Raw genomic sequence first — 23,804 nt, forward strand, 5'->3', positions numbered from 1 at the left:
CACCCGGGCGTCGTGACCGTGCAGGGCGGGCCGGGCCCCGCAGGACCCGGCCCGCCCGCGGACCCTAGTGACCCGGCCCGAGCGGGATCCCCGGGATCAGGTTGGACGGTGTGGTGTCGCGCAGCTCCACCAGGAGGCCGTAGGTGAGCCCCAACGACTGCGTGATGTCGTTCTCCTCCACGGCCGTCGGCGAGTACACCGCCGTGATGTACCGGACCTGGTGCTCCTGCCTCAGCCACGAGCGCGCCGGCTGGTCCACGGTGCGCATGTCGAGGTAGTACTTGGGGAAGGGCACGCGGTTCAGCACCTGCTCGGCGTTGATCGGCGGCGGCGGGCCCACGGTGAACCTCCGGATGAAACCGGTGTTCTCGTCGAGCGCCGTGAACGTCCCCTTGTAGAAGCTGCCGCCGATGGCGAGGTAGCGGGAGCCGAGGATCTGGCGCAGCCAGGTTCCCTGCCGCTTGAACGTGTGCGGCGGGAACTCTCCCAGGTACCCGACATGGGCGTTGTGGGCGGAGAGCAGGGTCTTGCTCTTCATGTGGCGGTACCACCACACGGTGTTCAGCGCCATGGCCTCGTCGCGCGGTCCCGAGAAGTCCTCGGCGGCGTGCGTCTTGGCGATCCAGAACGCGACGTTCGCCTGCTGCTCGGCCCATTCCGCGGCCTTCCGGGGCGCGCCCCGGCGCAGGCTCTCGACCAGCCGCAGGGCCTGCGCCGCCTGGCGCTGCACCCTCAGGCGCTCCCGCCTGGGCTTGGCGTCGTACCGCCGCTCCCAGGTGTTGAGGTCGGTGGTCGGGATCAGCCCGTCGTAGAGGGCCCTGAGCTTCGGGACGAGATCGGGGCGGCCGCGCTCGCGCACGTACCGGAAGATCTGCTGGAAGATCACGATGTTCGTGAAGTAGACGTCGTCGCCCATGAACTGCACGGGCCGCTTCGGGTGCTCGGTGTTGTAGTGCCGCATCCACCTGATGAGCCGCAGGTAGTCCTCGTTGGCGAACAGGCGGTAGTTCTGCTGGAACTCCTGCCGCATGATCGCGGCCGGATCGCCCTTGCCGCGCAGGACGTACTCGTTGAGCCGGAGCCCGGTGCCCCAGTTCAGCTCCAGCATGAACGTCGTGAATCCCTTTTCCTTGACCAGGTATTCGAAGACGCGTTGCTTGAGGCTGAAGAACTCGTGCGTTCCGTGGGTGGCCTCGCCCAGCCCCACCACGGGGGTGTCGCCGATCATCCGGCCGAGCGCGTGCAGGTCGCGCGTGTCGTCGGTCGGCTCGGTGGTCAGCAGGGGATGCGCGCCCCGGTCGAGCGCCCGCACCACCGCCCGCTCGTTCTCGGGGAGGGACTGCCGGGCGGACGCGGGCGACGGCGTGAGCGAGCCCACGCCGAGCGCCAGCGCGGCGACGAATGCCGGGAGTTTACCGGCGCGGAGAATTAACATATCTGCCGACCTCGCAAAAGGTGGAGCGTATCGGGTGAGACGTCCGGCTCGCGCGCCGCGCGTGGAGGCGGGACGTTCACGGGACGTGGAACGATGCGGGCCCCACGATGTGCGGCCCGAGGTGATCTTTCCATTCGTGATCTCTGGTCACCGCCCGGAAAAGGTAAACCTTGCATCGAGGTCGGTCGAATGGCGTTTATCCAGCCCATATCCCTAATCTGCGGGCCTTCCGCCGACGTCGGGTCCGGAGGGGAACCCGCGGTCACTCCGCGCGCGGCAGGTCACCATGTCATCACTTAGAGTGACAACATGATGACTCTAAGGACATGCACGCGTGCCGGGGGCATCGCCTCCGCCGCCCTGGCCCTCACGGTCGCGGTGAGTACCGCCGGCAACGCGGCGGCGGTGCAGCCGATGGACGAGACCGGTGGCGGCGGGTCAGGCAGGGCTCTCCAGGCCGTCTTGGACGAGGCCGTGCGGGAGGGGGCTCCGGGCGCGCTCGCGCAGTCGCTGACGCCGCACCGGATCCTGAACCTCTCCAGCGGGGTCGCCGACCTCACGACCCGGCGCCCGCCGCGGGCGTACATGAAGTTCCGGGTCGGCAGCATCACCAAGATCTTCGTGGCGACCGTGATCCTGCAGCTCGTCGCCGAACGGCGGTTGCGCCTGAGCGACACCGTCGACCAGGTGATCCCCGGCGTCGTCGAGGGCAACGGCTACCAGGGCGACAAGATCACCGTGCGGATGCTGCTCGACCACACGAGCGGCATCGCCGACTACACCGACAACCCCCGCGTCGAGGAGATCGCGGTCACCGACCCGCGGCACGACTTCACCCTGCGCGAACTGGCGGAGGCGGGGCTGGAGCTCCCGCCCTACTTCCCGCCCGGGACCTCCTGGCACTACTCCGACACCAACTACGTGCTGCTCGGCATGATCATCCAGCGCGTCACCCGGCGGACGTACGTCCGCGAGATCAACAGGCGGATCATCCGGCCGCTGCACCTGCGCAGCACCTACTTCCCGGGCACGGACCCGCGGATCCGCGGCCCGCACCTGCACGGGTACACGCCCGTGGCGGACGACCCGGCGGAGCTGAGGGACACCACCGAGGTCAACACCACCTTCGCGCGCGCCACGGGCGACATGATCTCCACGGTGGGCGACCTCGACCGGTTCGACTCCGCCCTGCTCGGCGGACGGCTCCTGCCCGGACGGCTCCTGCGGGCGATGCTCCGTCCCGTCCCCGGGTCGCAGCCCTACCCCGGCAGCGACATGTTCCGCTACGGACTCGGGGCGGTCATCGCCACACCGCCGTGCGGCGTGAAGGTGTACGGCAACGGCGGCACCCTGGACGGCTGGGAGACCTGGACGGGCAGCACGCGAGGCGGCCGGCACTCGATGTCGTTCGTCTTCACCACCGACGCCGTCAACCAGGTCCGGCTCACCGAGCAGGCGGTGACCGCCGAATACTGCTCCGCGAGGGCTCACGCCGCGCCGTAGCCGCCGCCGCCGGGCGTCTCGATGACGAAGACGTCCCCGGCGCCGACGTGCAGGGAGTCGCGGCCCTCCATCGCCGCCACGGAGCCGTCGGCGCGCTGGACCCACTGCCGGCCCAGCGCGCCAGGGCCTCCGCCGGCCATCCCGTACGGCGGGACCCGCCGGTGGCTGCACAGCGTGGTGACCGTCATCGGTTCGAGGAAGCGGATGCGCCGCCGTCCGCCGTCGCCGCCGTGCCACCGCCCCGCGCCGCCGCTCCCGCGCCGGATCCCGAAGCCCTCCAGCAGGACGGGGTAGCGCCACTCCAGCACCTCGGGGTCGGTGAGCCGGGAGTTGGTCATGTGGGTCTGGACGACGTCGGCGCCGTCGAAGCCGTCGCCGGCGCCGGACCCGCCGGCCACCGTCTCGTAGTACTGGTGGCGCGCGTTGCCGAAGGTGACGTTGTTCATCGTGCCGGAGCCCTCGGCCATCACCCCCAGCGCGGCGTACAGGGCGCCGGTCACGGCCTGGGAGGTCTCGACGTTGCCCGCCGCCACGGCCGCCGGATACCGCGGCGCGAGCATCGAGCCCGGCGGGATCGTGACGCGCAGCGGCGTGAGGCACCCCGCGTTCAGCGGGATGTCCTCGGCCACCAGCGTGCGGAACACGTACAGCACCGCGGCCATCGCCACCGACGAGGGCGCGTTGGCGTTCCCCGCCGACTGGGGCGAGGTGCCGGTGAAGTCGATCTCCGCCGTCCGGGCGCCGCGGTCGACCCGGACCGCGACCTCGATCACCGCGCCGTCGTCCAGCTCGTAGGCGCACGAGCCGTCCCGCAGCGCGGTGATCACCTGCCGGACCGCCTCCTCCGCGTTGTCCTGGACGTGGCGCATGTAGGCGTGCACGACGTCCAGGCCGAAGTGGCGGACCATGTCGCGCAGCTCGCCGACGCCCTTCTCGTTGGCGGCGATCTGGGCGCGCAGGTCGGCGAGGTTGTCGAGCGGGTTGCGGGACGGGTGGGGCGCCGAGGTCAGCAGCCCGACCGTCGCGTCCTCCCGCAGCCGGCCGCCCTCGACCAGCAGCCAGTTGTCGATCAGGACGCCCTCCTCCTCCACCCGCGTGCTGAAGGCCGGCATCGATCCCGGCGTGATGCCGCCGATCTCGGCGTGGTGGCCCCGGGACGCGACGAAGAAGGAGATCTCGGCGGCCTCGTCCGCGGCCGCCCCGGACTCGACGTCCCCGAGGAAGACCGGCGTGACGACGGTGACGTCCGGCAGGTGGGTGCCGCCGTGGTAGGGGTCGTTGAGCACGTAGACCTCGCCCGGACGCATGCCCCCGGCGGCGCGGCGGCGCTCGACGAGCTCCCTGATGGACGCCCCCATCGAGCCGAGGTGGACGGGGATGTGCGGCGCGTTGGCGATGAGCCCCCCGCCCGCGTCGAAGACCGCGCAGGAGAAGTCCAGCCGCTCCTTGATGTTGACCGAGTGCGCGGTGGCGCGCAGCCGGACGCCCATCTGCTCCGCGATCGACATGAACAGGCTGTTGAAGATCTCCAGCATGACGGGGTCGGCCCCGGTGCCGACGGCGCGCCCGCCGGGCCGGGCCGCCACCCGGTCCAGGAGCAGGTGCCCGAGGTCGTTCACCGCGGCCCGCCACCCCGGGTCGACGACCGTCGTGGCGTTGGCCTCCACGATGATCGCCGGGCCCCGGACCGCGTCGCCGGGCCGCAGCCGCTCCCGCCGGTACAGGTCGACGTCGCGCCACGCGCCGTCGACGTGCATCGGGACGCGCTCCGCCTCGGCCGGACCTTCGCCGGCCCCGGCGACCGGCGTCTCGGCCGCCCGGTCGCCGCCGCTCACCGCCTCGACCGACACCGCCTCCACGACGATCGGCTTGTCGCGCATGAGGAAGGAGAAGCGGCGCCGGTAGACCTCCTCGAACTCGGCGACCATCGCCTCCACCGTCCCGGCCCGCACCGGCAGGGCGGTGTCGGTGCCCGCGTAGCGCAGGTGGGCGCGGTGGGCCACGTGCCCGGCGTCCGTCCCTTCGCCCCGCAGCTCATCGCGCGCGTCACGCTCCAGGCTCCCGAGGATCGTGTCCAGTTCGGGCAGCAGGTCCTCGCCCAGCGGCTCCTCCACCGCGTGCTCCCGCATGGCCGTGACGTCCGCCAGGCCCATCCCGTACGCCGACAGCACCCCCGCCAGCGGATGGACGAGCACCCGGCGCATGCCGAGGGCGTCGGCGACCGCGCAGGCGTGCTGGCCGCCCGCCCCGCCGAAGGTGGCCAGCACGTACCCGGTGACGTCGTAGCCGCGCTGGACGGAGATCTTCTTGATGGCGTTGGCCATGTTCGCGACCGCGATGCGCAGGAACCCGGCGGCGACGTCCTCGGGCGGGCGGCCGTCGCCGATCCCGCCGGCCAGGGCGGCGAAGCGGTCCCGCACGATCCCGGCGTCGAGGGGCCGGTCGCCGTCCGGGCCGAAGACGTGCGGGAAGTGCTCGGGCCGGATCCGTCCCAGCATCACGTTGGCGTCGGTGACGGTGAGCGGGCCGCCGCGCCGGTAGCAGGCGGGCCCGGGGTCGGCGCCTGCGGAGTCGGGGCCCACCCGGTACCGGCCGCCGTCGAAGCGCAGCACCGAGCCGCCGCCGGCCGCGACCGTGTGGATGCTCAGCATCGGCGCCCGCATCCGCACCCCCGCCACCTGCGTCTCGTACCGGCGCTCGAACTCGCCCGCGTAGTGCGAGACGTCGGTGGACGTGCCGCCCATGTCGAAGCCGATGACGCGGTGGAAGCCCGCCGCGGCCGACGTGCGCGCCATGCCGACGATGCCGCCCGCCGGACCCGACAGGATCGAGTCCTTGCCGCGGAACGCGTGCGCCTCCGTGAGCCCGCCGCTGGACCGCATGAACATGATCGGTGCGCCCTCCAGCTCCGCGGACACCTGGTCCACGTACCGGCGCAGGATGGGCGAGAGGTAGGCGTCGACGACGGTGGTGTCGCCGCGCGAGACCAGCTTCATCAGCGGGCTCGTCGCGTGCGACTCCGAGACCTGGGGGAAGCCGATCCGGCGCGCGATCAGCCCGATGGCGATCTCGTGGAGGGGCTGCCGGTAGGCGTGCATCGACACGATCGCCACCGAACGGAACCCGTCGTCGTAGGCGGCGCGCAGCTCGCGCTCGACCGCGGCCTCGTCCAGCGGCACCAGGACCCGCCCGTGCGCGTCGATCCGCTCCCTCGCCTCGATCACCCGCGCGTAGAGGAGCTCGGGCAGCACGATCTCCCGGGCGAAGATGCGCGGCCGGTTCTGGTAGGCGATCCGCAGCGCGTCGCGGAAGCCCTCGGTGATGACCAGGACGGTCGGCTCGCCCGTCCGTTCGAGCAGGGCGTTCGTCGCCACCGTCGTGCCGAGCCGCACGCCCGCGATCAGCTCCGCCGGGACGCGCGCGCCGGGCGCGACCCCGAGGAGGTGCCTGATCCCGGCGACGGCGGCGTCCTGGTAGCGGTCCCTGTCCTCGGAGAGGAGCTTGTGGGTGACGAGCGCGCCGTCCGGCCGCCGGGCGACCACGTCGGTGAACGTGCCGCCGCGATCGATCCAGAACTCCCAGCGCGCCGCCATCGCGACCTCCGAAACCGCCTCTACCTGGGCGTTTCCGTTCGGTGAGGATGGAAACACCCCGCGGTAGAGGAGGGAGACGGCCGATGGAGGACCACAACCGGATGCGCTCCATCCTGATCGGCTACGACGGGTCGCCCGCCGCGGAGCAGGCGCTCCGGTGGGCGGCGGGAGAGGCCCGGCTCCGCGGCCTCGCCCTCACCGTCTGCCACGTGTGGCACTGGCCCTACCCGATGCGTCCGGCGGACGAGGAGACCCTGGAGGTCGTCCGGAGCGAGGGCGCGATCGTGGCCGACGAGGGCGTGCGCAAGGCCCGCGCCCTCGCCGGTGACCTGGAGGTCCGCTGGTGCCTGGAGCAGGGGTCGGCCGCGGGCGCGCTGCTGAGGGCGTCCCGCGGCGCCGTCATGGTCGTGGTCGGCTCGCGCGGCCACGGCGGGTTCCAGGGGCTCCCGGTGGGCTCCACAGCGGTCCAGGTGGCGGCCCAGGCGTCCTGCCCGGTCGTCGTCGTGCGTTCGCCCGCGCGGCTGGACGGCGGGCGGATCGTGGCAGGCGTGGACGGTTCGCCGGCCGGCGACGCTGCGCTCGGCTTCGCCGTCGAGGAGGCCGCGCTGCACCACGACCCGGTGACGGCGGTCTGCTCCTGGTGGGACCCGGCCACCCTGCCCGGACCCGACCGGGTGCCCTTCATCGATCCGCAGGCGATCAGGCACGAGGCGATCACGCGCTTCGAGCGGGCCGTCGCGCCGTGGCGGACCGGGCATCCCGAGGTGCTGATCGAGACCAGGTTCGTCCTGGACTCCCCGCGGCGGGCCCTGGTCAGCGCCTCCCACGGCGCCGCCATGCTGGTCGTCGGCGTCAGGGGGATCGGCTCGCCGCCCCCGATGCTCCTGGGACCGGTGCCCCAGGTCGCGCTCCACGAGGCCCGCTGCCCGGTGGCGGTGGTGCCCGCACCCGAACCCGGGAGGTGACGATGCTGGACTTCGACGACCGCGCCGACGCCGGACGGCGCCTGGCCGAGCGGCTGGACGATCTGCGCGACTCGGACGCCGTCGTGCTGGGGCTGCCGCGCGGCGGGGTGCCCGTCGCGTTCGAGGTCGCGCGGGGGCTGCGCGCGCCGCTGGACGTGATCGTCGTCCGCAAGCTGGGCGTGCCGTTCCAGCCCGAGCTGGCCATGGGCGCCATCGGCGAGGGCGGCGTTCTGATCGTCAACGACGAGATCGTCCGTCTCACGGGCCTCGGCGAGGCCGACCTGGCCGACGCGCGACGGCGCGAGCAGGCCGAACTGGACGTCCGCGTCGAACGCTTCCGCCGCGGCCGCCCCCGTGCCGAGGTGAGCGGCCGCACGGCCGTCGTCGTGGACGACGGCGTCGCCACCGGCGCCACCGCGCGCGCCGCCTGCCAGGTCGCCCGCGCCCAGGGCGCCCGCCGCGTGGTCCTGGCGGTCCCCGTCGGCTCGCCCGACACCCTCGCCGGTCTGCGCCGGGTCGCCGACGACGTGGTGTGCCTCCTGGAGCCGGACCTCTTCCACGCCGTCGGCCAGTGGTACCGCGAGTTCGGCCAGACGTCCGACGGCGAGGTGGTCGAGCTCCTGGAACGCGCCGCGACGCCGCCGCCCAACGCCCGGAACGACTCCGACCCGGCCGGAAACGCCGAGCCTCCCGGAACCGCGAACCCCTCCGGCGCCTCCCACCCCGGCGGAGCCACCAACCCCGGGGCGGCCTCGGAGCTCGGCTGGGTCAGCCCGTACGGAGCGGGCGGCTCGGGCGGAGCCGCCGACGCTGGCGGGGCCGTCCATCCGGGCGGGGCGACCAACCCCGGCGGCGGCGCCGCGCCCGGTGGAGGTACCGGCTCGTCCCGGGCATCCGATCCTGATGCGGACGATCCGCCGGCCGTCGACGAGGAGGTGTGGATCGACGGCGGGTTCGTGGAGCTCACCGGGCATCTCACCGTCCCCGAGGGGGCCGGGGGCGTCGTGGCGTTCGCGCACGGCAGCGGGAGCAGCAGGCACAGTCCGCGGAACCGGCTGGTCGCCTCCGGGCTCAACCGGGCGGGCCTCGGCACGCTGCTGTTCGATCTGCTGACCGGCGGGGAGGAGCTCGACCGCGGCAACGTCTTCGACATCGGCATGCTCGCCGCCCGGCTCGTCGCCGCCACCGGCTGGCTCCGCGACCGGCCGGAGACCGCCGGCGCCCGCGTCGGCTACTTCGGCGCGAGCACCGGCGCGGCGGCGGCGCTGTGGGCCGCCGCCGAGCCCGGCGCCGACGTCTTCGCCGTCGTCTCCCGCGGCGGGCGCCCGGACCTGGCCGAACGCCGCCTCCGTGACGTCCGCGCCCCCACGCTGCTGATCGTGGGCGGTGAGGACCGGCAGGTGCTCGGCCTCAACCAGCGGGCGCAGCGGCGCATGCGCTGCCAGAACCGGCTGGCGGTCGTGCCGGGCGCCACCCACCTGTTCGAGGAGCCGGGCGCCCTCCAGGCAGTGACCGCGCACGCCACGGACTGGTTCCTCGCCTCCCTGCGCTGACCGGCCTCACATGACCGCCCTGGGCGCCGACGCGCGGGCCCCGGAACGTGCCGCGGCGCGCTCCTCGGGCTCGCCGCCCGGCTGGAACAGCCTGCGGAGTTCCTCGGGCAGCTTCCACAGCGCCTGCTCGACGCCTCCCGGCGCCATCTTGGAGGACACGACCTCGGTGACGACCGCCGCCGTCTTGGGCACGTCGTCGCGTCCGATGCGCGCCTGCTCGGCGTAGTGGACGGTGACCTCGCGCAGGTCGTACTTGCGGGGCACGTGGCCTGGGCTCCACCCGTCGTAGTACACCCCGCGCAGCAGTTCCGGCAGCTGGGCGGCCAGATGCGCCGCCGACTCGACCGTCAGCCGGTCGCGCAGCGTGTGCATCCAGGCGCGGAGCGCCCGGTAGGCGAACCGGCGGTCCTCGGTACCGAACGCTTCGGCCACATCGGCGATCCACCGGTTGGTGGTGTCGATGCTCCGATCCAGCCCCTGTATCCCTGTGAACGTCATCGCAACGGCTCCAGAGCGGTCTCGGCGAACACGGACCATTCCAGCGTGCCGCCGCCCGAGCGCGCCGCGGCAGGGACGAAGGTCCCCAGGTGGGACGTGTTTCCGCAGGTCCGGCGGCTACGAGGGCGGGCGGTGCGCCCGCAGGAAGGCGATCAGCTCGGCCGCGGGCCAGGTGTTGACGACCTCGCCCGCGGTGAGCCAGCCGCGCTGCGCCGTGCCGATGCCGTAGCGCAGGTGCGCCAGGTGGGGGACGGCGTGGGCGTCGGTGTCGACGGCGAACCTGACGCCGTGGCGGCGGGCGCGGCGGACGTGCTCGGCGGGCAGGTCGAGCCGGTCGGGAGACGAGTCGATCTCCAGGACGGTGCCGGTGCGCGCGCACGCGGCGAACACCTCGTCCCAGTCGGCCTCCACCGGCGGGCGCCGGCCGATCTGCCGGGCGGTGGGATGGCCGAGGACGTCGACGAAGGGGTTCTCGCAGGCGCGCACCAGCCGCCGCGTCATCCGCTCGCTCGGCTGGTCGAAGTGGGAGTGGACCGAGGCGACGCACACGTCGAACCCGGCGAGGAAGTCGGCGGGCCAGTCGACGCCGCCGTCGGGGTCGATGTTGAGCTCGGTGCCGTGCAGCACCCGCATGCCGCCGCACCGGCCGTCCAGCGCGCGGACCTCCTCGCGCTGCGCCAGCGTCTTCTCGTCGGTCATCCGCTGCATGGCCAGGCCCGGCGCGTGGTCGGTGACGGCGTAGTAGGAGTACCCGCGCGCCGCGGCGGCGGCGACCATGTCCGGCAGGCCGGCCAGCCCGTCGGACAGGTCGGTGTGGGTGTGCAGGTCTCCGCGGACGTCGGTCTCGGCGACCAGGTCGGGCAGTTCCCCGCGCAGCGCCGCCTCGATCTCCCCGCCGTCCTCGCGCAGCGGCGGCGGGATCCACGGCAGGCCGAGCCTGGCGTACACCTCCTCCTCCGCCGCTGACACGATCTTGGCTCCGCTCTCGACGTCGAACAGCCCGTACTCCGACAGCTTGAGCCCGGCGTGGACGGCGATCTCCCGGGTGCGGATGTTGTGCGCCCGGGACCCGGTGAAGTACTGCAGGGCCGCGCCCCAGTCCTCGGGCGGCACCACCCGCAGGTCCACCTGGAGGCCGGAGCCGGTCCTGATGGAGGTCTTGGTGTCCCCGGCCGCGATGACCTGCTCGACCAGCGGCAGCGCCGTGAAGGACCGCATCAGCTCCGCCGGGCGGTCGGACGTGGCGAGCACGTCGATGTCCCCGACCGTGTCCTTCATGCGCCGCAGGGACCCGGCGAACGCGCAGCTCTCGCAGCCGGCGACCGCCGCCAGGCCGGCGACGATGGTCTCGGCCAGCTCCATCGCCGTCCCGAGCGGCACCCGCTGCCCCGCCTTGTCCAGGATCTCGATCCCGTGCCGCAGGTTCTCCTCGGTCCTGGCTCCGAAGCCGGCCAGGCCGTGCAGGCGCCCGGTGTCGAGGGCCCGTGCCAGCGCCTCCACCGAGTCGATGCCGCGCTCGTGGTAGAGGACCATCGCCTTCTTCGGGCCGAGCGTCGGTACCAGCGTCAGCTGCCGGACGCCCGCCGGGATCCGCGCCCGCAGCTCCTCCAGCTCGTGGATGCTCCCGGTGGACAGGTACTCCTCGATCTTCGTCGCGATCGATCTCCCCACGTTCGGGATGCCCCGCAGGCCCGCGTCGTCCAGGCGCGCGAGGTCCGCGGGGTCGCCCGCCACCGACCGGGCCGCCTTCTGGTAGACGCGCACCTTGAACGCCTCCCCGCCGGTGATCGCCAGCAGGTCGGCGTACTCGTCCAGGAGGGCTCCCACCTCGTCGTTGACGCGCATGGCACATCCGTCCCCTCACCCTGGCCGCGGAGCCTCGGAGGTCCCGGCAGTTCAGGCATAGCGGCACAGGGCGCCGATGCCCTGCGCGGGAAGGTCCGGCGCCCCGGGTTCGAGGACGCGCACCTCGGCTCCGGTGAGCACCGCGGCGCGGACGGCGACGTCCACCAGCCGGCCGTGCTCCACCGGCCCTCCGCCCGACTCGGCGAAGGTCGCCCGCCGGTCGGACACCTGCGTCGGCGCGGGGCCGAACCAGGCCGTCCGCCGGTCGGCGGGGTCGTCGGCGACCAGCAGCGTGCCGACCCGGCCGCGGGCCAGCGCCCGCAGGGTGGCGGCCGCGCCCTCCACCGCGAGGCCGGACGGGCCCCGCGCCTCGTCCAGCCGTTCGAGCAGCCCGCGGGTCTCGTCGTCCGCCCACCGGGTCACGTGGTCCCGGACCTGCGTCTGGCGGCGCCGCCGCGCGCCGTCCCGGTTCCGCCCTCCGGAGACGTGGCCGACGGACACCTCATGGCGGACGCCCTCGGGAAGGTGCTTGGTGAGGTACTGGACGGCGCGCACGTCGCCGCCGACGAGCAGCACGTGGGCGCCGGTCTCGGCGAGGTCGTCCGCGAGCGCGTGCGCCACCCTGGTCGCGTTGTGCTCCCAGGAGTCCTCGGCGCGGTGCTGGTGGCGCGACTGGGACCAGCCGCCCGGCGCGTTGCGCACGATCTCGTCGTCGGGGCCGTCGATCGTCCTCGTGGTCGCGGTCCTCGTCCCGCCCCGGCACGTCTCGATGTCGGCGCCCTTGCGGTCGACGAGGGTGAGCACGTACGGCGGACGCTCCTGGAGCCACGCCAGCATTGGTAGGAGCCGCGGCAGGGGCCCGCGGACGGCGAGATCGGGCTGCCGCGCGTCCGCCATCTCGACCCCGACGGGCTCCGGGTCGCCGTCGGAGGCGAACGCGGCGAGCGTTCCGGACCCCGGCTCCGCCCTCGCGACCAGCCGGCCCAGCGCTTCCACGACGGCGCCGTCGGCCCCCTGCGCGCGGAGCCGTCTGGCCAGGCGTTCCCAGCGCAGCGCGGCGTCCTCCTCCCCGGGAGGCGCGGTCAGGTTGAAGTAGACCGAGGTCACCGGCCCTTCGGAGCAGAGCCGACGCAGGGTCTCGCTGGCGATTGTCTCGTCCGGCTTCATGTAGACAGCCTGTACAGCGGGCCTGCGTCCGATTAGGGACGAAAGTCCGCAGGTCGCCGGACCTTCGTGAGTCCGCCCGTAACGGACGGCGTCGCGCGCCGCCTTCGTCCGCGACGGGCCGTGCACCACACTGAGCGGGAGTCCGGGCGTCCAGGGGGAGGATCCGCGTGGCCCACGACCGCTCGAAGGACCGCTCGGCCGCCCGCTTCCACTGGCTGTTCGGTGACCAGCTGGGCCCGCACTTCCTGCGGCCGGACGCCGAGATCGTCATGATCGAGTCGCGGGCGGTCCTCCGGCGGCGCCGCTTCCACCGCGCCAAGGCGCACCTGGTCCTGTCCGCGATGCGGCACCGCGCGGCCGAACTCGGGGACCGCGTCCGCTACGTCCAGGCGGAGACGTACCGCGACGGCTTGGAACGAGCCGTGGGCGGCGCCCCGGTGACCGTCCACCACCCCACGTCCCACGCGGCCCTCGCCTTCGTGCGGGGCCTCCGGCAGGTGGAGGTCCTTCCGCCGCGCGGTTTCCTCGTTCAGCCGGACGCGTTCGGCCGGTGGGCGGAGTCCGCCGGCGGGCGGCTGCGGATGGAGGGCTTCTACCGGCAGGTGCGCCAGGACCACGACCTGCTGATGGACGGCGACCAGCCCGTCGGCGGGAAATGGAACCTGGACAGGGAGAACCGCGAACCCCCGCCCAAGGGCGAGGCGAGGCTGCCGGTGCCCGCCCCCTACCGCCCGCGCGAAGACGAGATCGACGAGCGGGTCAGGGCCGACCTGGACCGCTGGGAGCGGAGCGGGGACGTCTCGTTCGTCGGCCGGGACGGCCCGAGGCTCTTCCCGGCCGCCCGCGCCGAGGCCCGGCGCGCCCTCCGCGCCTTCGTGGAGAAGCGCCTTCCCACTTTCGGCCTGTGGGAGGACGCGGTGCTGGCCGAGGACTGGGCCATGAGCCACAGCCTGCTGTCCGCGTCGCTCAACCTCGGGCTGCTCGACCCGGCCGAGTGCGTCGAGGCCGCCGAGGCCGCCTTCCGCGCGGGCGACGCGCCGCTCAACTCCGTCGAGGGCTATGTCCGGCAGGTCGCCGGGTGGCGCGAGTACATGTGGAACCTCTACTGGCACTTCGGCCCCCGCTACCGCGAGTCCAACGCCCTGGGCCACGACGCGCCGCTGCCGGGCTGGTTCGCCGAACTGGACGCCGGCGCCGTCCGGGCCCGCTGCCTCTCGACGACCCTGGCGCAGGTCCGTGACCGGGGCTGGGTGCACCACATCCCCCGGCTGATGATCCTGGGCAACCACGCCCTCCAGCGCGGCTGGGACCCGGCGGCGGTGACGGACTGGTTCCACCGCTGCTTCGTGGACGGCTACGACTGGGTGATGCTGACCAACGTGATCGGCATGTCGCAGTACGCCGACGGCGGCCGGATCACCACAAAGCCGTACACCTCGGGCGGCGCCTACATCAACACCATGAGCGACCTGTGCGGCCCCTGCGTGTACCGGCCCACCGAACGCACGGGGGAGCGTGCCTGCCCCTACACCGCCGGGTACTGGGAGTTCGTCCACCGCCACCGCGAGCGGCTGGCCCACAACCACCGCACCGCCCGCGCCGTCAAGCAGATGGACCGCCTCGGCGACCTGGACGAGGTGCTGAGCGACGCCCGGCGGCGCGACCCCGGCGCCGCACCCTGACTACGGGTCTTCTCCTCCGGCGCCCGCCTCCTGGAGGCGGCCCGACCGCAGGTGCAGGACCCGGTCCGCGGTTCCGGGCGGCGGCGGTGTGTGGGTGATGAGCAGGATCCCCGTCCCGGACGTGTCACGCAGAACGTCGGTGAGCAGGTCGCGGGCGGTCGCGGGGTCGAGGTGGGCGGTCGGCTCGTCCAGGACCAGCAGCCGCGCGCCGGACAGGAAGGCGCGGGCCAGCGCGATCCGCTGGCGCTGGCCGCCGGAGACGCGGGCGCCGTGCTCGCCCACGTGGGCGTCCAGGCCGCCGGGGAGGCCGGAGACCCAGTCCCAGACGCGGGCGCGGCGCAGCGCGTCGACGATCTCGGGTTCGGCGGCGTCCGGCCGGGCGAGCGCGACGTTGGCGCGGATCGTGGTGCCGAACAGGTGGGCGTGCTGGTCGACCAGGCAGACCGCGCGCCGGACGTCGTCCTGCGCGTAGTCGCGCAGGTCGTGGCCGTCGAGGGTGACGGCGCCCTCGTCGGGGTCGCGGAACCGGACGAGCAGGTGCGCGAGCGTGCTCTTGCCCGCGCCGCTCGGACCGAGCAGCGCGACCCGCTCGCCGGGGCGCAGATCGAGTTCGACGCCGTCCAGCACCCAGGGCGACCCGGCGTGGCGGGCGCGCACGCCGCGCATCCGGAGCAGGTCTCCGCGCGGCGCCGGAAGCGGGCGGGGCGGGTCGGCGGCGGGCGCCGGACAGGCGGTCAGCGCGTCCAGCCGGGCGGCGGCGCTGTGCGCGGTGAGCAGGTCGCGGGCCGCCTCCGGCAGCGGCCGGACGGCCTCGAACGCCGCCGCGGCCGCCAGCGCGAGGGCGGCGAGCAGGACTCCGGGCAGCGCGCCCCGATGGGCGGCGTTCAGCCCCACGACGAGGACGGCGAGCGTCGCCGCGGCGGTGAGCAGGGTGACCGACGCCGAGGTGAAGCCCGCGGTGCGGGCGTCGCGGCGCGCGATCCCGGCCAGGGCGGCGTCGGCGGCGCCGATCCGGCCGAGCTGCTCGTCCACCCGCCCGAAGGCGACCAGGTCGGGGGCGCCGTGCAGCAGCTCCACGGTCTCGGCGGCGCGCACCGCCCGCGCCTCGGTCCGCCGGGACGCGGCGGTGCGCATGAGCGCGGCGGCCGCGGCGGGCAGGACGAGCGCGGCCGGGAGCAGCCCCAGCGCGAGCCAGAACCCGGCGGCGGGAAGCAGCCACGCGAGGGCGGCGACCGTCCCGGCGCCGACGGTCAGCGCGACGAGCGGCGGGGCGAACCCGCGCAGGTACAGATGCTGGACGGCTTCGACGTCGGCGACGAACCCGCTGAGCAGGTCGCCCGACCGGGCGCCCGGCAGACCGCCGGGGACGAGCGGCTCCAGCCGCCGGAACCACCGCACCCGCAGCTCCCGCAGCAGCCGCAGGGACGCGTCGTGCGAGACCAGGCGCTCGGCGTACCGGAACGCGGCCCGCGCCAGGCTGAACGCGCGCACCGCCGTGATCGCCACGGCCAGCGCGACGACCTGCGGGCGGAGCGCGGCCCGGGAGATGAGGTAACCGGAGGTCGCCATCAGGGCGACGCCCGACCCGAAGGCGAGGGCGCCGCACAGCGCGGCCCCGGCGAACCGGTGCGCGACCGGACGCGCGGCCGCCACCGACTCCGCCAACGGCCCCCGGCTCATGTGAGGGCCTCCGCGCGGGAGACGGGCAGGTCGATCACGTGGTCGGCGCTTGCGGCGAGCCGCGGGTCGTGGGTGGCGACCACGACCGTCCGGCCGCTCAGGGCCAGTACGGCGTCGGTCACCTGCCGGGCGGTGGCCCGGTCGAGGTGGGCGGTGGGCTCGTCCAGCAGGAGGAGCGGCGCGGGACGGGCCAGTGCCCGCGCCAGGGCGACGCGCCGCACCTCTCCGGCGGAGAGCCCGTCTCCCGCTTCGCCCACCGTGCGGTGCACCAGCGACCCGGCTCCGGCGAGGTCGGCCGCGGCGACCGGGCTCATCCCGCCGGGCCCGGCCGGGGCGATCGCCTCCAGCACCGGCCCGGGGCGCAGGCGCGGGCGCTGCGGAAGCCAGGCGATCAGGCGCCGCCATTCGTCCGGGTCGAAACCGGCGAGGTCAGCGCCGTCCACGGTGATGAGCCCGGACGCCGGCTCGACGAAGCGCATGAGCAGCGCGAGCAGGGTGCTCTTGCCCGCGCCGCTGTCCCCGACGAGCGCGGTGAACCCGCCGGGGCGGATCTCCAGCGAGAGCCCGGACAGCACGGGCGGGCCGTCGTACGCGGCGGTGACGTCCTCCAGCCGGACGGTCCCGAACACGGCCGGGCGAGGGCGCGCCGGGGGCGGCACGGCGGGAGGCAGCACGAGCAGCGCGGACAGCCGCCGCGACGCGGTCAGGCCGTCCGCGCCGGCGTGGAAGTCGGCCGCGAGGGCGCGCAGCGGCCCGTACAGCTCCGGCGCGAGGACGAGGACGGCGAGGCCCGCCTCCAGGCCGATGCCGCCGGTCGTCAGCCGGAGGCCGACGCCGACCGCGACCAGCGCCGTGCCGAGGGTGGCGGCCAGCTCCAGGACGAACGCCGACAGGAAGGCCGTGCGCAGGACGCGCATCGTCTCCCGCCGGTAGCGGTCGCCGGTAGCGGCGATCGCGGTCGCCTGGGCACGGCCCCGGCGGTGCGCGCGCAGGGTCGTCAGCCCGCTCACCACGTCCAGGAAGTGCCCGCTCATCAGGGCGAGGGCCCGCCACCGCTCTCGGGTCCGCGCCCTGGTCGACGCGCCGATCAACGCCCCGAACAGCGGCACGAGGGGCAGCGTGGCGGCCATGACCAGCGCCGACGGGGCGTCCCGGAAGGCGGCCCACGCGAGGATCGCGGGCGGCGCGAGCGCGGCGGTCGCCAGCGACGGCAGGACCCGGGCGACGTAGACCTCCAGCGCCTCGACGCCGTCCGTGGTGACGGTCACCGCCTCGCCGGACGGCACGCTCCCCGGGCGCGCCCGGACGATCCGGCGCAGCACCCGCCCGCGCAGCTCGCCGACCATCCGGGACGCGGCCGTGCGGGCGCCGGTCTCCGCCGCCCAGCCGAGAGCGGCGCGCGCCGCGCCCACCCCCGCGAAGCCGAGCAGGGCGGGCAGGACGTCCCGGGCGTCGCGGCCCCCGAGGAAACCGGCGACGACGAGGTGGGAGAACAGCGCGGCCTGCGCGACGGTGAGCGCCGCCGAGCACGCGGCGGCCGCCCCCGCCGCCGCCAGGAACCGGCGGACGCCGGGGACGTCCCGGGGCAGCCAGGGATCCAGCGCCCGCATCCGCGCCCTACTCCCCGCCCTCGGCGGGCGCGCCCCCCGACGACGACCCGGGCCCCTTCGCCCCCCGCGTGATCATGTGCAGCGGGGTCGGCGGGCGCGCGAAGTCCTCCCGCGAGAGCCGCGCCCGGAAGACCCACAGCGCCCAGACCTGGTAGACGAGCACGACGGGCACGAAGACGCCGGCGATGATCGTCATCGCCACCAGCGAGTAGTGGTTGGACGCGGTGCCGTAGATCGTCAGGCTGGGCGAACCGGCCGTGGACGACACCATGACCCGCGGGTACAGCCGGGCGAACAGGGCGGCGACCAGCAGCACGGTCGCGGCGGACGTCCCGGCGAACGCGGCCAGCGGACGCCTCACCAGGGCCAGCGGCCCGGACGCGGCGGCCGCGACCAGGCCCAGCCCGAGCAGCGCGTAGACCGGTACGGGATAGGGCGCCGACGACGACGCCTGCACCGCCGTCCACACCGTGAACCCGATCAGCAGCACCGCCGCGACCGGGTAGAGCGCCAGCGCGAAGCCGCGCGCCCGCTCCTCGAGGCCGCCGTGGGTGCGGACGGCGAGGAACAGCGCGCCGTGCAGCGCGAACGCCGCCACGAGCGCGCACCCGGCCAGCACCGAGTAGCCGCCGAACAGCACGCCCTGCCCGCCGGTGACCTCGCCGCGCGGGTCCATCGGCACGCCGCGCGTGATCGAGGCGAACACGACGCCGAGCAGGAACGGGATGGCCAGGCTGGAGACCGGCATCGCGACGTCCCAGCGCCGGCGCCAGGACGGCGCGTCGTGCTTGTTGCGGTACTCGATCGCGACGCCGCGCACGATGAGCGCGACGAGGATCCCGAAGAACACCAGGTAGAAGCCGGAGAACATGCTCGCGTACCAGCCGGGGAACGCCGCGAAGGTCGCGCCGCCCGCCACGATGATCCACACCTCGTAGCTGTCCCACACGGGCAGGATCGTGGCGAGCAGCGCGTGCCGCTCCGGGTCGTCGCGGCCGAGGAACGGGTAGAGCATCCCGACGCCGAAGTCGAAGCCGTCCAGCAGGAAGAACCCCATCCAGAGCACCGCGATCAGCACGAACCACAGCGTCTGGAGATCGAGATGCCCTGCGGTCTCCATGGTGAGTGCACCTTCCGGATGGCAGGTCAGTGGAGCATGGGCGGGAGCGCGTCCTCGCGGGTCACCTCCGGGGCGGGGCGTTCCGGGCCGGCGCGGACCGCCCGGACCATCAGCCAGCCCATGATCGCGGCGAGCACCCCGTAGAGGGCGGCGAAGCCGGCCAGCGTGGCGATGACGTGGCCGGTGCCGACCGTCGGGGAGATCGCGTCGTGCGTCCTCAGCAGCCCGTGGACGATCCACGGCTGGCGTCCCATCTCGGTGACCAGCCAGCCGGCCGTGTTGGCGAGGAACGGCAGCGCGAGGAACGCGTAGGCCGTCCACGCGAACCAGCGGGGCGACGCCCACCCGCGCCGATGGATGGTCCACAGCCACGCGGCGCTGTACAGCAGCACGAGGAACCCGACGGTGAGCATCACCCGCCACGACCAGTAGACGCTGCCGATGACCGGCGTGTAGTCGCCGGGGCCGTACCGCCGCTCGTACTCGCGCTGGATGTCGTTGATCCCGCGGATCTCCCCGTTCCAGTCGTTGGTGGACAGCACCGACAGGCCGTGCGGGATGACGATGTCGACGTTGGTGCGATCGGGGTGCTTCTCCCAGGGCCCGATCGCCAGCAGGGACAGCGGCGCCGGCGCCTGCGTCTCGTACAGGGCCTCGGCCGCGGCCATCTTCATCGGCTGGTACCTGACCAGGAGCTGCGCCTGGAAGTGCCCCACGCCGATCACCACGACGGACGCCACCGCCGTCACCCAGAGCGCCCCGTGCGCGGCGGCCCGGAACAGCGTCACGTCCGGGTCGTCCGGCCCGGCGTCCTCCCGCCGGGCCTTGCGGAGCCGGTACGCGGCCACGGCGACGACCAGGAGCCCGGCCGTCACCAGCGAGGCGGCGATCGTGTGGAAGAAGTGGGTGATCTGCAGCGGCTGGAGGAGGACGTCGCCGAGCGACGTCATCTCGGCGCGCCCGCCCTTCATCGCGTAGCCGACCGGGTGCTGCATCCAGCTGTTCGCCGCCAGGATGAAGTAGGCGGACGACGACGTGCCCGCCACCACGAGCCAGATCATCGCGAGGTGGACGCGCGGGGACAGCCGGTTCCAGCCGAACAGCCACAGCCCGATGAAGGTGGACTCCAGGAAGAACGCCACCAGGCCCTCGATCGCCAGCGGCGCCCCGAACACCGATCCGACGAACCTGGAGTAGACCGACCAGTTCATGCCGAACTGGAACTCCTGCACGATCCCGGTGACGACCCCCAGCGCGAAGTTGATCAGGAAGAGCTTCCCGAAGAACCGCGTCATCCGCAGGTGGTGCTCCCGGCCGGTGCGGTACCAGGCGGTCTGCATGCCCGCGACGAACCAGGCCAGGCCGATGGTGAGCGGCACGAACAGGAAGTGGTACACGATGGTGACCGCGAACTGCCACCGGTCGAGCACCGCTGTCGTCTCCACCCCGCTTCCTTCCCGTCGTCGGAGATCTCGGCGGCGGAGCGCCGTCGGGAGGCCGCCCCCGGCGGGCGCGCACTGGGCAGGTTTCCCGGCCGTCCGGCCGGAGAAAGGCAGTCCGCGGTCAATCGTTGATCAAGTTGTCGCGTCGAGGCGCCGGGCCCGGAGCCTGCGGGTGCGCAGCGCGGCCTCGATGGCGAACCGGGTGCCGGGGTCGGCGAGCTCGTCGCCGAGAAGGTGTTCGAGCACGCGCATCCGGTACCGGACGGTCTGCACGTGCACACCGAGCTCCTCGCTGATCCGCGTCGCGGGCGCGCGGGTCCGCAGCCAGACGGCGAGCGTGTCGACGAGCGGCAGCCTGCGCCGCTCGCTGAGCGGGGCGAGGGGCGCCAGCCCGCGGCGCGTGATCTGCTCCATCAGCGCGCCGTCGGCCAGCAGCCACAGGCTCATCAGATGGTCCTCGCACAGGGTGAGGGTGCCGTCGTGTAGGACGTCCTTCAGGTCGAGGAGACGCCTGGCCCAGCGGAGCGAGTCGGCGGCGCGGGCGCGCGGGACGGTCAGGCCCACCGCGGCGCGCTCCCCGGCCAGCGCCGCTTCGAGCATCGCCCGCCGGTCGCCGGTGAGCGGGCCGGGGACGAGGAGGTAGGGCGCCGGTTCCGCCGGGTCGAGCAGGACGTCGGCGTCCAGCAGGGGGCAGACGGGCAGCGTCCCGGAGGGCAGGGCGACGAGCGTGACCTCGTCCGGGAGCGGCCAGTCGGCGGCCGGGTCGGGCTCGACCGGCGACGCGGAGCCGGCGAGCGCGCGCAGGAGGACCAGCCGGGCGTCGTCGCGCGCCTGGCACGCTTCCGCCTTGGCCCGCTCGTAGCCCTCCCGGGACAGGGCCGCCGCGTCGTCCATGTAGGCGATCACGGCCTCGGCGAGGGCCGAGACCGCCAGGACGGACGCGACCCGGTCGTCCAGCATCGCCCGGATCCGGGACCAGGCCACCTGCATCGCGGCACGGTAGGCCGACTGGAGCACCGTGAGCGGGCGCCCCTCCATCACCTCGAACGCGCCCATCTTGCGGCACAGCTCGTCGCGGCGGTCGAGCGGCTGCGCCGGGTCGGCCAGCCAGTCCAGGAAGCCCAGCACGTTGCGTTCGACGGCCATGCGGATGACGTGGTTGTACGCGCTTCCGGGCGGCCGGGCGTAGGCGGGGATCGCGGCGCGGATCCTCTCCACGATCTCGTCGACCAGGCCCGGGACGACGGTCGTCCGGACGTCCGGCGACAGCGCCGCGACGAGCTCGCGCAGCTCGGCGGACTCCTGCGGCGACAAGCCGCCCGGAGAGAACGGCCTCGGCATCGCACACGCTCCGTGGGGGTGGGTGTCAGGAGGCGGGGTTTCAGGAGGCAGGGCGGCCCGGCGGCGTCCGCCGGCGGGCCTTCAGGACCGCCTCCAGGACGAAGCGCGTCTCGGGGTCGTCGAGCCGGCCGCCGATCTCCTTCCTGATCTGGCGGAGCCGGTACCGGACGGTCTGGGGGTGCAGGTGCAGCCGGCGTCCGACGTCCGCCGCCGTGCTCCACTGCTCCAGCCAGACCCGCAGCGTCTCGGTGAGCGCGCGCCGCTTGCCCTCGGGCAGGCCGGCCAGGCCGCCGAGCCGGCGCCGCGCGATCTCCTCCACGAGGGGCGGGTCGCACGTCAGCCACAGGTCCAGCAGGTGGTCCTCGGCGCGGATCAGCGGCGCGGGGTCGATCACGCCGTCCTCGGCGAGGGCGAGCACGCCGCGCGCCCAGCGCAGCGCGTCGGGGATCTCGCCGAGCGGCACGGTCAGGCCGACCACGGCCGGCCCGCGGTCGAGCGCCGCGCCGAGGAGGGCGCGCCGGGCCTCGTCCACCCCGCCGGGCACGAGCAGCCAGGGCGCGGTCCCGCCGAGGGCCGACAGGACGTCGCGGCGCGCGGCGGCGGGCCGCCACCGCGTGCCGCGGCGGACCGCGACCGGCGTCGCGGTCTCCGGCACGTTCCAGCCGAGTTTCGCGGCGAGGTGCTCGATCGCCTCGCGGGAGGCGACCGGGCGCGTGGAAAGGCCCCGCATCAGCAGCCTGCGCGAATGGACGAGGTCGACCGGCGCCTTCAGTCCCTGGTCCAGATAAGCCTCGACTATCGGGTCGATTATCTGGTCCATGAAGGCCATTTGGAATTCGGCGACGCGGGCCAGGTCGGCACCCGACACCTTGTTGCGGACGCACACCTCGGTGATCCGGTGCCAGGAGGTGTCGAAGGCGATGTGGATCGCGGCGTGCAGGGTCTCCAGGCTCCGGTTGCCCGTGACCTCCCTGCGGCCGAACGAGTGCAGCAGCTCCAGCAGCCCGTCCAGCGGCTCCGCGGGATCGGCGAAGCGCGCCACGTAGGTGCGCATGGCCTCCCGCACGACCCGTTCCGGGCTGGGCGGTCCGCCGTCGGCGACCGCGAAGTCGGGGACGGTGGCGCGGACGGCCGTGTAGATCTCCTCGGCCAGTCCGGGGAGCCCGGACCGCAGGACCTCCACGAGTTCGGGAGGCGCCGGCTCGGGTCGCACGAGCGCGCCCTCCCGTCCGAGCGCCGAAGCGGGCTGCCCCACCGGAAGCGACATGCCGTTCAAAATACCCATGGGCCCCTAGCCGGAAAAGGCCCCGGAACGGCGGCGTGAAAGGTCATAGGGTCACTCACAGGCATTTGTTGCGGAAAGTCAACGGCGTCGCCGGTATCGGTGAGGCTCCATGGTGTATTCCGGTCCGACCGCTTCGAGGCCCCCGGCGCCTCCTCATCGGCGCACAAACTCAGCGAAGCGATTTACTCATCCGTTGACAGACCTTGCCGGAATCGGCGTCGACCCCGCGTCCGAACCTTGTCCGCCGTGAAAATCTCCGCTTACCGTACCGGCTAGTAGGTGAATGGTGAGCTCACACCCACCCACGCAGGAAGGCCCGTGCCTCTCCCCAGGCACCCGGTCCCACCCCCAGGAAAGGTCATTCCCGTGCGCAAGATCACCTCTGCGGCCCTCGCCGCCACGAGCGCCTCCGCCCTCGCCCTGTTCCTCGCCGCCCCGGCCCACGCGGCCAACCTCACCGCGACCGTGACGAACGGCGGCTCGGTGACCGCCACGAACTCCGGCAACCTCGTCATCACCGACACCAGCACCGGCATCGCGGTGACCTGCACCACGTCCACCGGCTCCGGCAGCATCCCGAACGGGACCACGAGCGGCGCCTCGCCGCTCCAGGTCGGAACGATCAGCGCGATCTCGTTCACCAACTGCAACGGCGGCGGGTTCTCCTTCACCGTGACGCCGAAGGCCCTCCCCTGGAAGGTGAACGTCACCGGCGCCACGTCGGGCGGCGTCACCCCGGGCAGCCTGAGCGGCATCTCCGCGCACGCCTCGGCGGCGGGCGGGCTCTGCCAGCTGGACATCGCCGGCACGGCCGCCGGCACCTACACCAACAGCACCGGCAAGCTGACGGCCACCGGCAGCGGGCTCACGGTCAGCAACGTCACCTCGGGCTGCCTCGGCATCGCGCACAACGGGGACTCCGCCTCGCTGAACGGCGCCTACATCGTCAAGAACAGCGGCGGTACCTTCCCGCAGATCAACGTCACCTCCCCGTGACGCCCTGATCCGCGCACGACCGCGGAGGTCGCCCACCCCCTAGGCCTCCGTACCGCACAGGCGAGCCGGAAACGCCGACGCGGTTGCGG

Annotated in this window: 16 protein-coding genes; 5 read left to right on the forward strand and 11 right to left on the reverse strand. The window is 73.9% G+C overall.

Annotation, left to right across the window (positions count from 1 at the left end):
• Positions 1 to 64: 64 nt before the first annotated feature.
• A complete protein-coding gene (locus tag AB0C69_RS15110) occupies positions 65 to 1,435 on the reverse strand; it encodes an erythromycin esterase family protein (RefSeq protein WP_360353769.1) in 1,371 nt (456 codons plus the stop codon).
• Positions 1,436 to 1,744: 309 nt separating this feature from the next.
• Between AB0C69_RS15110 and AB0C69_RS15115 the strand changes: the two genes are divergently transcribed.
• Positions 1,745 to 2,938: a serine hydrolase domain-containing protein gene (locus AB0C69_RS15115; RefSeq protein WP_360353771.1), complete on the forward strand. Its 1,194-nt coding sequence runs from the start codon at positions 1,745 to 1,747 to the stop codon at positions 2,936 to 2,938.
• Here the strand turns inward: AB0C69_RS15115 and AB0C69_RS15120 are convergent.
• Positions 2,923 to 6,531: a hydantoinase B/oxoprolinase family protein gene (locus AB0C69_RS15120; RefSeq protein WP_360353773.1), complete on the reverse strand. Its 3,609-nt coding sequence runs from the start codon at positions 6,529 to 6,531 to the stop codon at positions 2,923 to 2,925. The two genes, AB0C69_RS15115 and AB0C69_RS15120, sit on opposite strands and share 16 nt — an antisense overlap.
• A gap of 83 nt (positions 6,532 to 6,614) precedes the next feature.
• Between AB0C69_RS15120 and AB0C69_RS15125 the strand changes: the two genes are divergently transcribed.
• Both AB0C69_RS15125 and AB0C69_RS15130 read left to right on the forward strand, forming a co-directional pair.
• The gene (locus AB0C69_RS15125) at positions 6,615 to 7,496 is read left to right on the forward strand and encodes a universal stress protein (protein WP_360353775.1); all 882 of its coding nucleotides are present in this window, start codon (positions 6,615 to 6,617) and stop codon (positions 7,494 to 7,496) included.
• Positions 7,497 to 7,498: 2 nt separating this feature from the next.
• Complete coding sequence (locus tag AB0C69_RS15130; RefSeq protein WP_360353777.1) at positions 7,499 to 9,049, forward strand: phosphoribosyltransferase; 1,551 nt, start codon at positions 7,499 to 7,501, stop codon at positions 9,047 to 9,049.
• A 6-nt stretch (positions 9,050 to 9,055) separates the two neighbouring features.
• Here the strand turns inward: AB0C69_RS15130 and AB0C69_RS15135 are convergent, their stop codons facing one another.
• The 3 genes from AB0C69_RS15135 to AB0C69_RS15145 all read right to left on the reverse strand — a co-directional run bounded on the left by AB0C69_RS15135 (position 9,056) and on the right by AB0C69_RS15145 (position 12,559).
• On the reverse strand, positions 9,056 to 9,547 hold the full coding sequence (locus AB0C69_RS15135) for a DUF2267 domain-containing protein (RefSeq protein WP_360353779.1): 492 nt from the start codon (positions 9,545 to 9,547) through the stop codon (positions 9,056 to 9,058).
• Positions 9,548 to 9,664: 117 nt separating this feature from the next.
• Entirely contained in the window at positions 9,665 to 11,392 is a 1,728-nt protein-coding gene (gene polX, locus AB0C69_RS15140; RefSeq protein WP_360353781.1) for a DNA polymerase/3'-5' exonuclease PolX, read from the reverse strand.
• 51 nt (positions 11,393 to 11,443) lie between these two features.
• Positions 11,444 to 12,559 (reverse strand): Vms1/Ankzf1 family peptidyl-tRNA hydrolase, encoded by a 1,116-nt coding sequence (locus tag AB0C69_RS15145; protein ID WP_360353783.1) that lies wholly within the window; start codon positions 12,557 to 12,559, stop codon positions 11,444 to 11,446.
• Positions 12,560 to 12,726: 167 nt separating this feature from the next.
• Between AB0C69_RS15145 and AB0C69_RS15150 the strand changes: the two genes are divergently transcribed.
• Entirely contained in the window at positions 12,727 to 14,241 is a 1,515-nt protein-coding gene (locus AB0C69_RS15150; RefSeq protein ID WP_360353785.1) for a cryptochrome/photolyase family protein, read from the forward strand.
• Here AB0C69_RS15150 and cydC read toward each other — a convergent pair whose 3' ends face one another.
• The 6 genes from cydC to AB0C69_RS15180 form a co-directional block, all read right to left on the reverse strand.
• Positions 14,242 to 15,921 carry a thiol reductant ABC exporter subunit CydC gene (cydC, locus tag AB0C69_RS15155; protein WP_360353787.1) on the reverse strand — a complete coding sequence of 560 codons (1,680 nt, stop codon included), beginning with the start codon at positions 15,919 to 15,921 and terminating at the stop codon, positions 14,242 to 14,244.
• Positions 15,918 to 17,531 carry a thiol reductant ABC exporter subunit CydD gene (cydD, locus tag AB0C69_RS15160; RefSeq protein WP_360353789.1) on the reverse strand — a complete coding sequence of 538 codons (1,614 nt, stop codon included), beginning with the start codon at positions 17,529 to 17,531 and terminating at the stop codon, positions 15,918 to 15,920. Before cydD ends, cydC begins: the two co-directional genes overlap by 4 nt.
• A gap of 7 nt (positions 17,532 to 17,538) precedes the next feature.
• Positions 17,539 to 18,651, reverse strand: coding sequence for a cytochrome d ubiquinol oxidase subunit II (cydB, locus tag AB0C69_RS15165; protein WP_360353791.1), 1,113 nt, complete (start codon positions 18,649 to 18,651; stop codon positions 17,539 to 17,541).
• Positions 18,652 to 18,677: 26 nt separating this feature from the next.
• The gene (locus AB0C69_RS15170; protein WP_360353793.1) at positions 18,678 to 20,096 is read right to left on the reverse strand and encodes a cytochrome ubiquinol oxidase subunit I; all 1,419 of its coding nucleotides are present in this window, start codon (positions 20,094 to 20,096) and stop codon (positions 18,678 to 18,680) included.
• Positions 20,097 to 20,225: 129 nt separating this feature from the next.
• On the reverse strand, positions 20,226 to 21,434 hold the full coding sequence (locus AB0C69_RS15175; RefSeq protein ID WP_360353795.1) for a helix-turn-helix domain-containing protein: 1,209 nt from the start codon (positions 21,432 to 21,434) through the stop codon (positions 20,226 to 20,228).
• Positions 21,435 to 21,474: 40 nt separating this feature from the next.
• Positions 21,475 to 22,701, reverse strand: a complete 1,227-nt coding sequence (locus AB0C69_RS15180; RefSeq protein ID WP_360353797.1) for a helix-turn-helix domain-containing protein — start codon at positions 22,699 to 22,701, stop codon at positions 21,475 to 21,477.
• 384 nt (positions 22,702 to 23,085) lie between these two features.
• On the opposite strand from AB0C69_RS15180, the gene AB0C69_RS15185 reads away from it, so the two are divergent.
• The gene (locus tag AB0C69_RS15185; protein ID WP_360353799.1) at positions 23,086 to 23,715 is read left to right on the forward strand and encodes a hypothetical protein; all 630 of its coding nucleotides are present in this window, start codon (positions 23,086 to 23,088) and stop codon (positions 23,713 to 23,715) included.
• Positions 23,716 to 23,804: the final 89 nt, after the last annotated feature.

Origin of the sequence: Actinomadura sp. NPDC048032, from assembly GCF_040653175.1 — a bacterium.
GTDB lineage: Bacteria > Actinomycetota > Actinomycetes > Streptosporangiales > Streptosporangiaceae > Spirillospora > Spirillospora verrucosospora.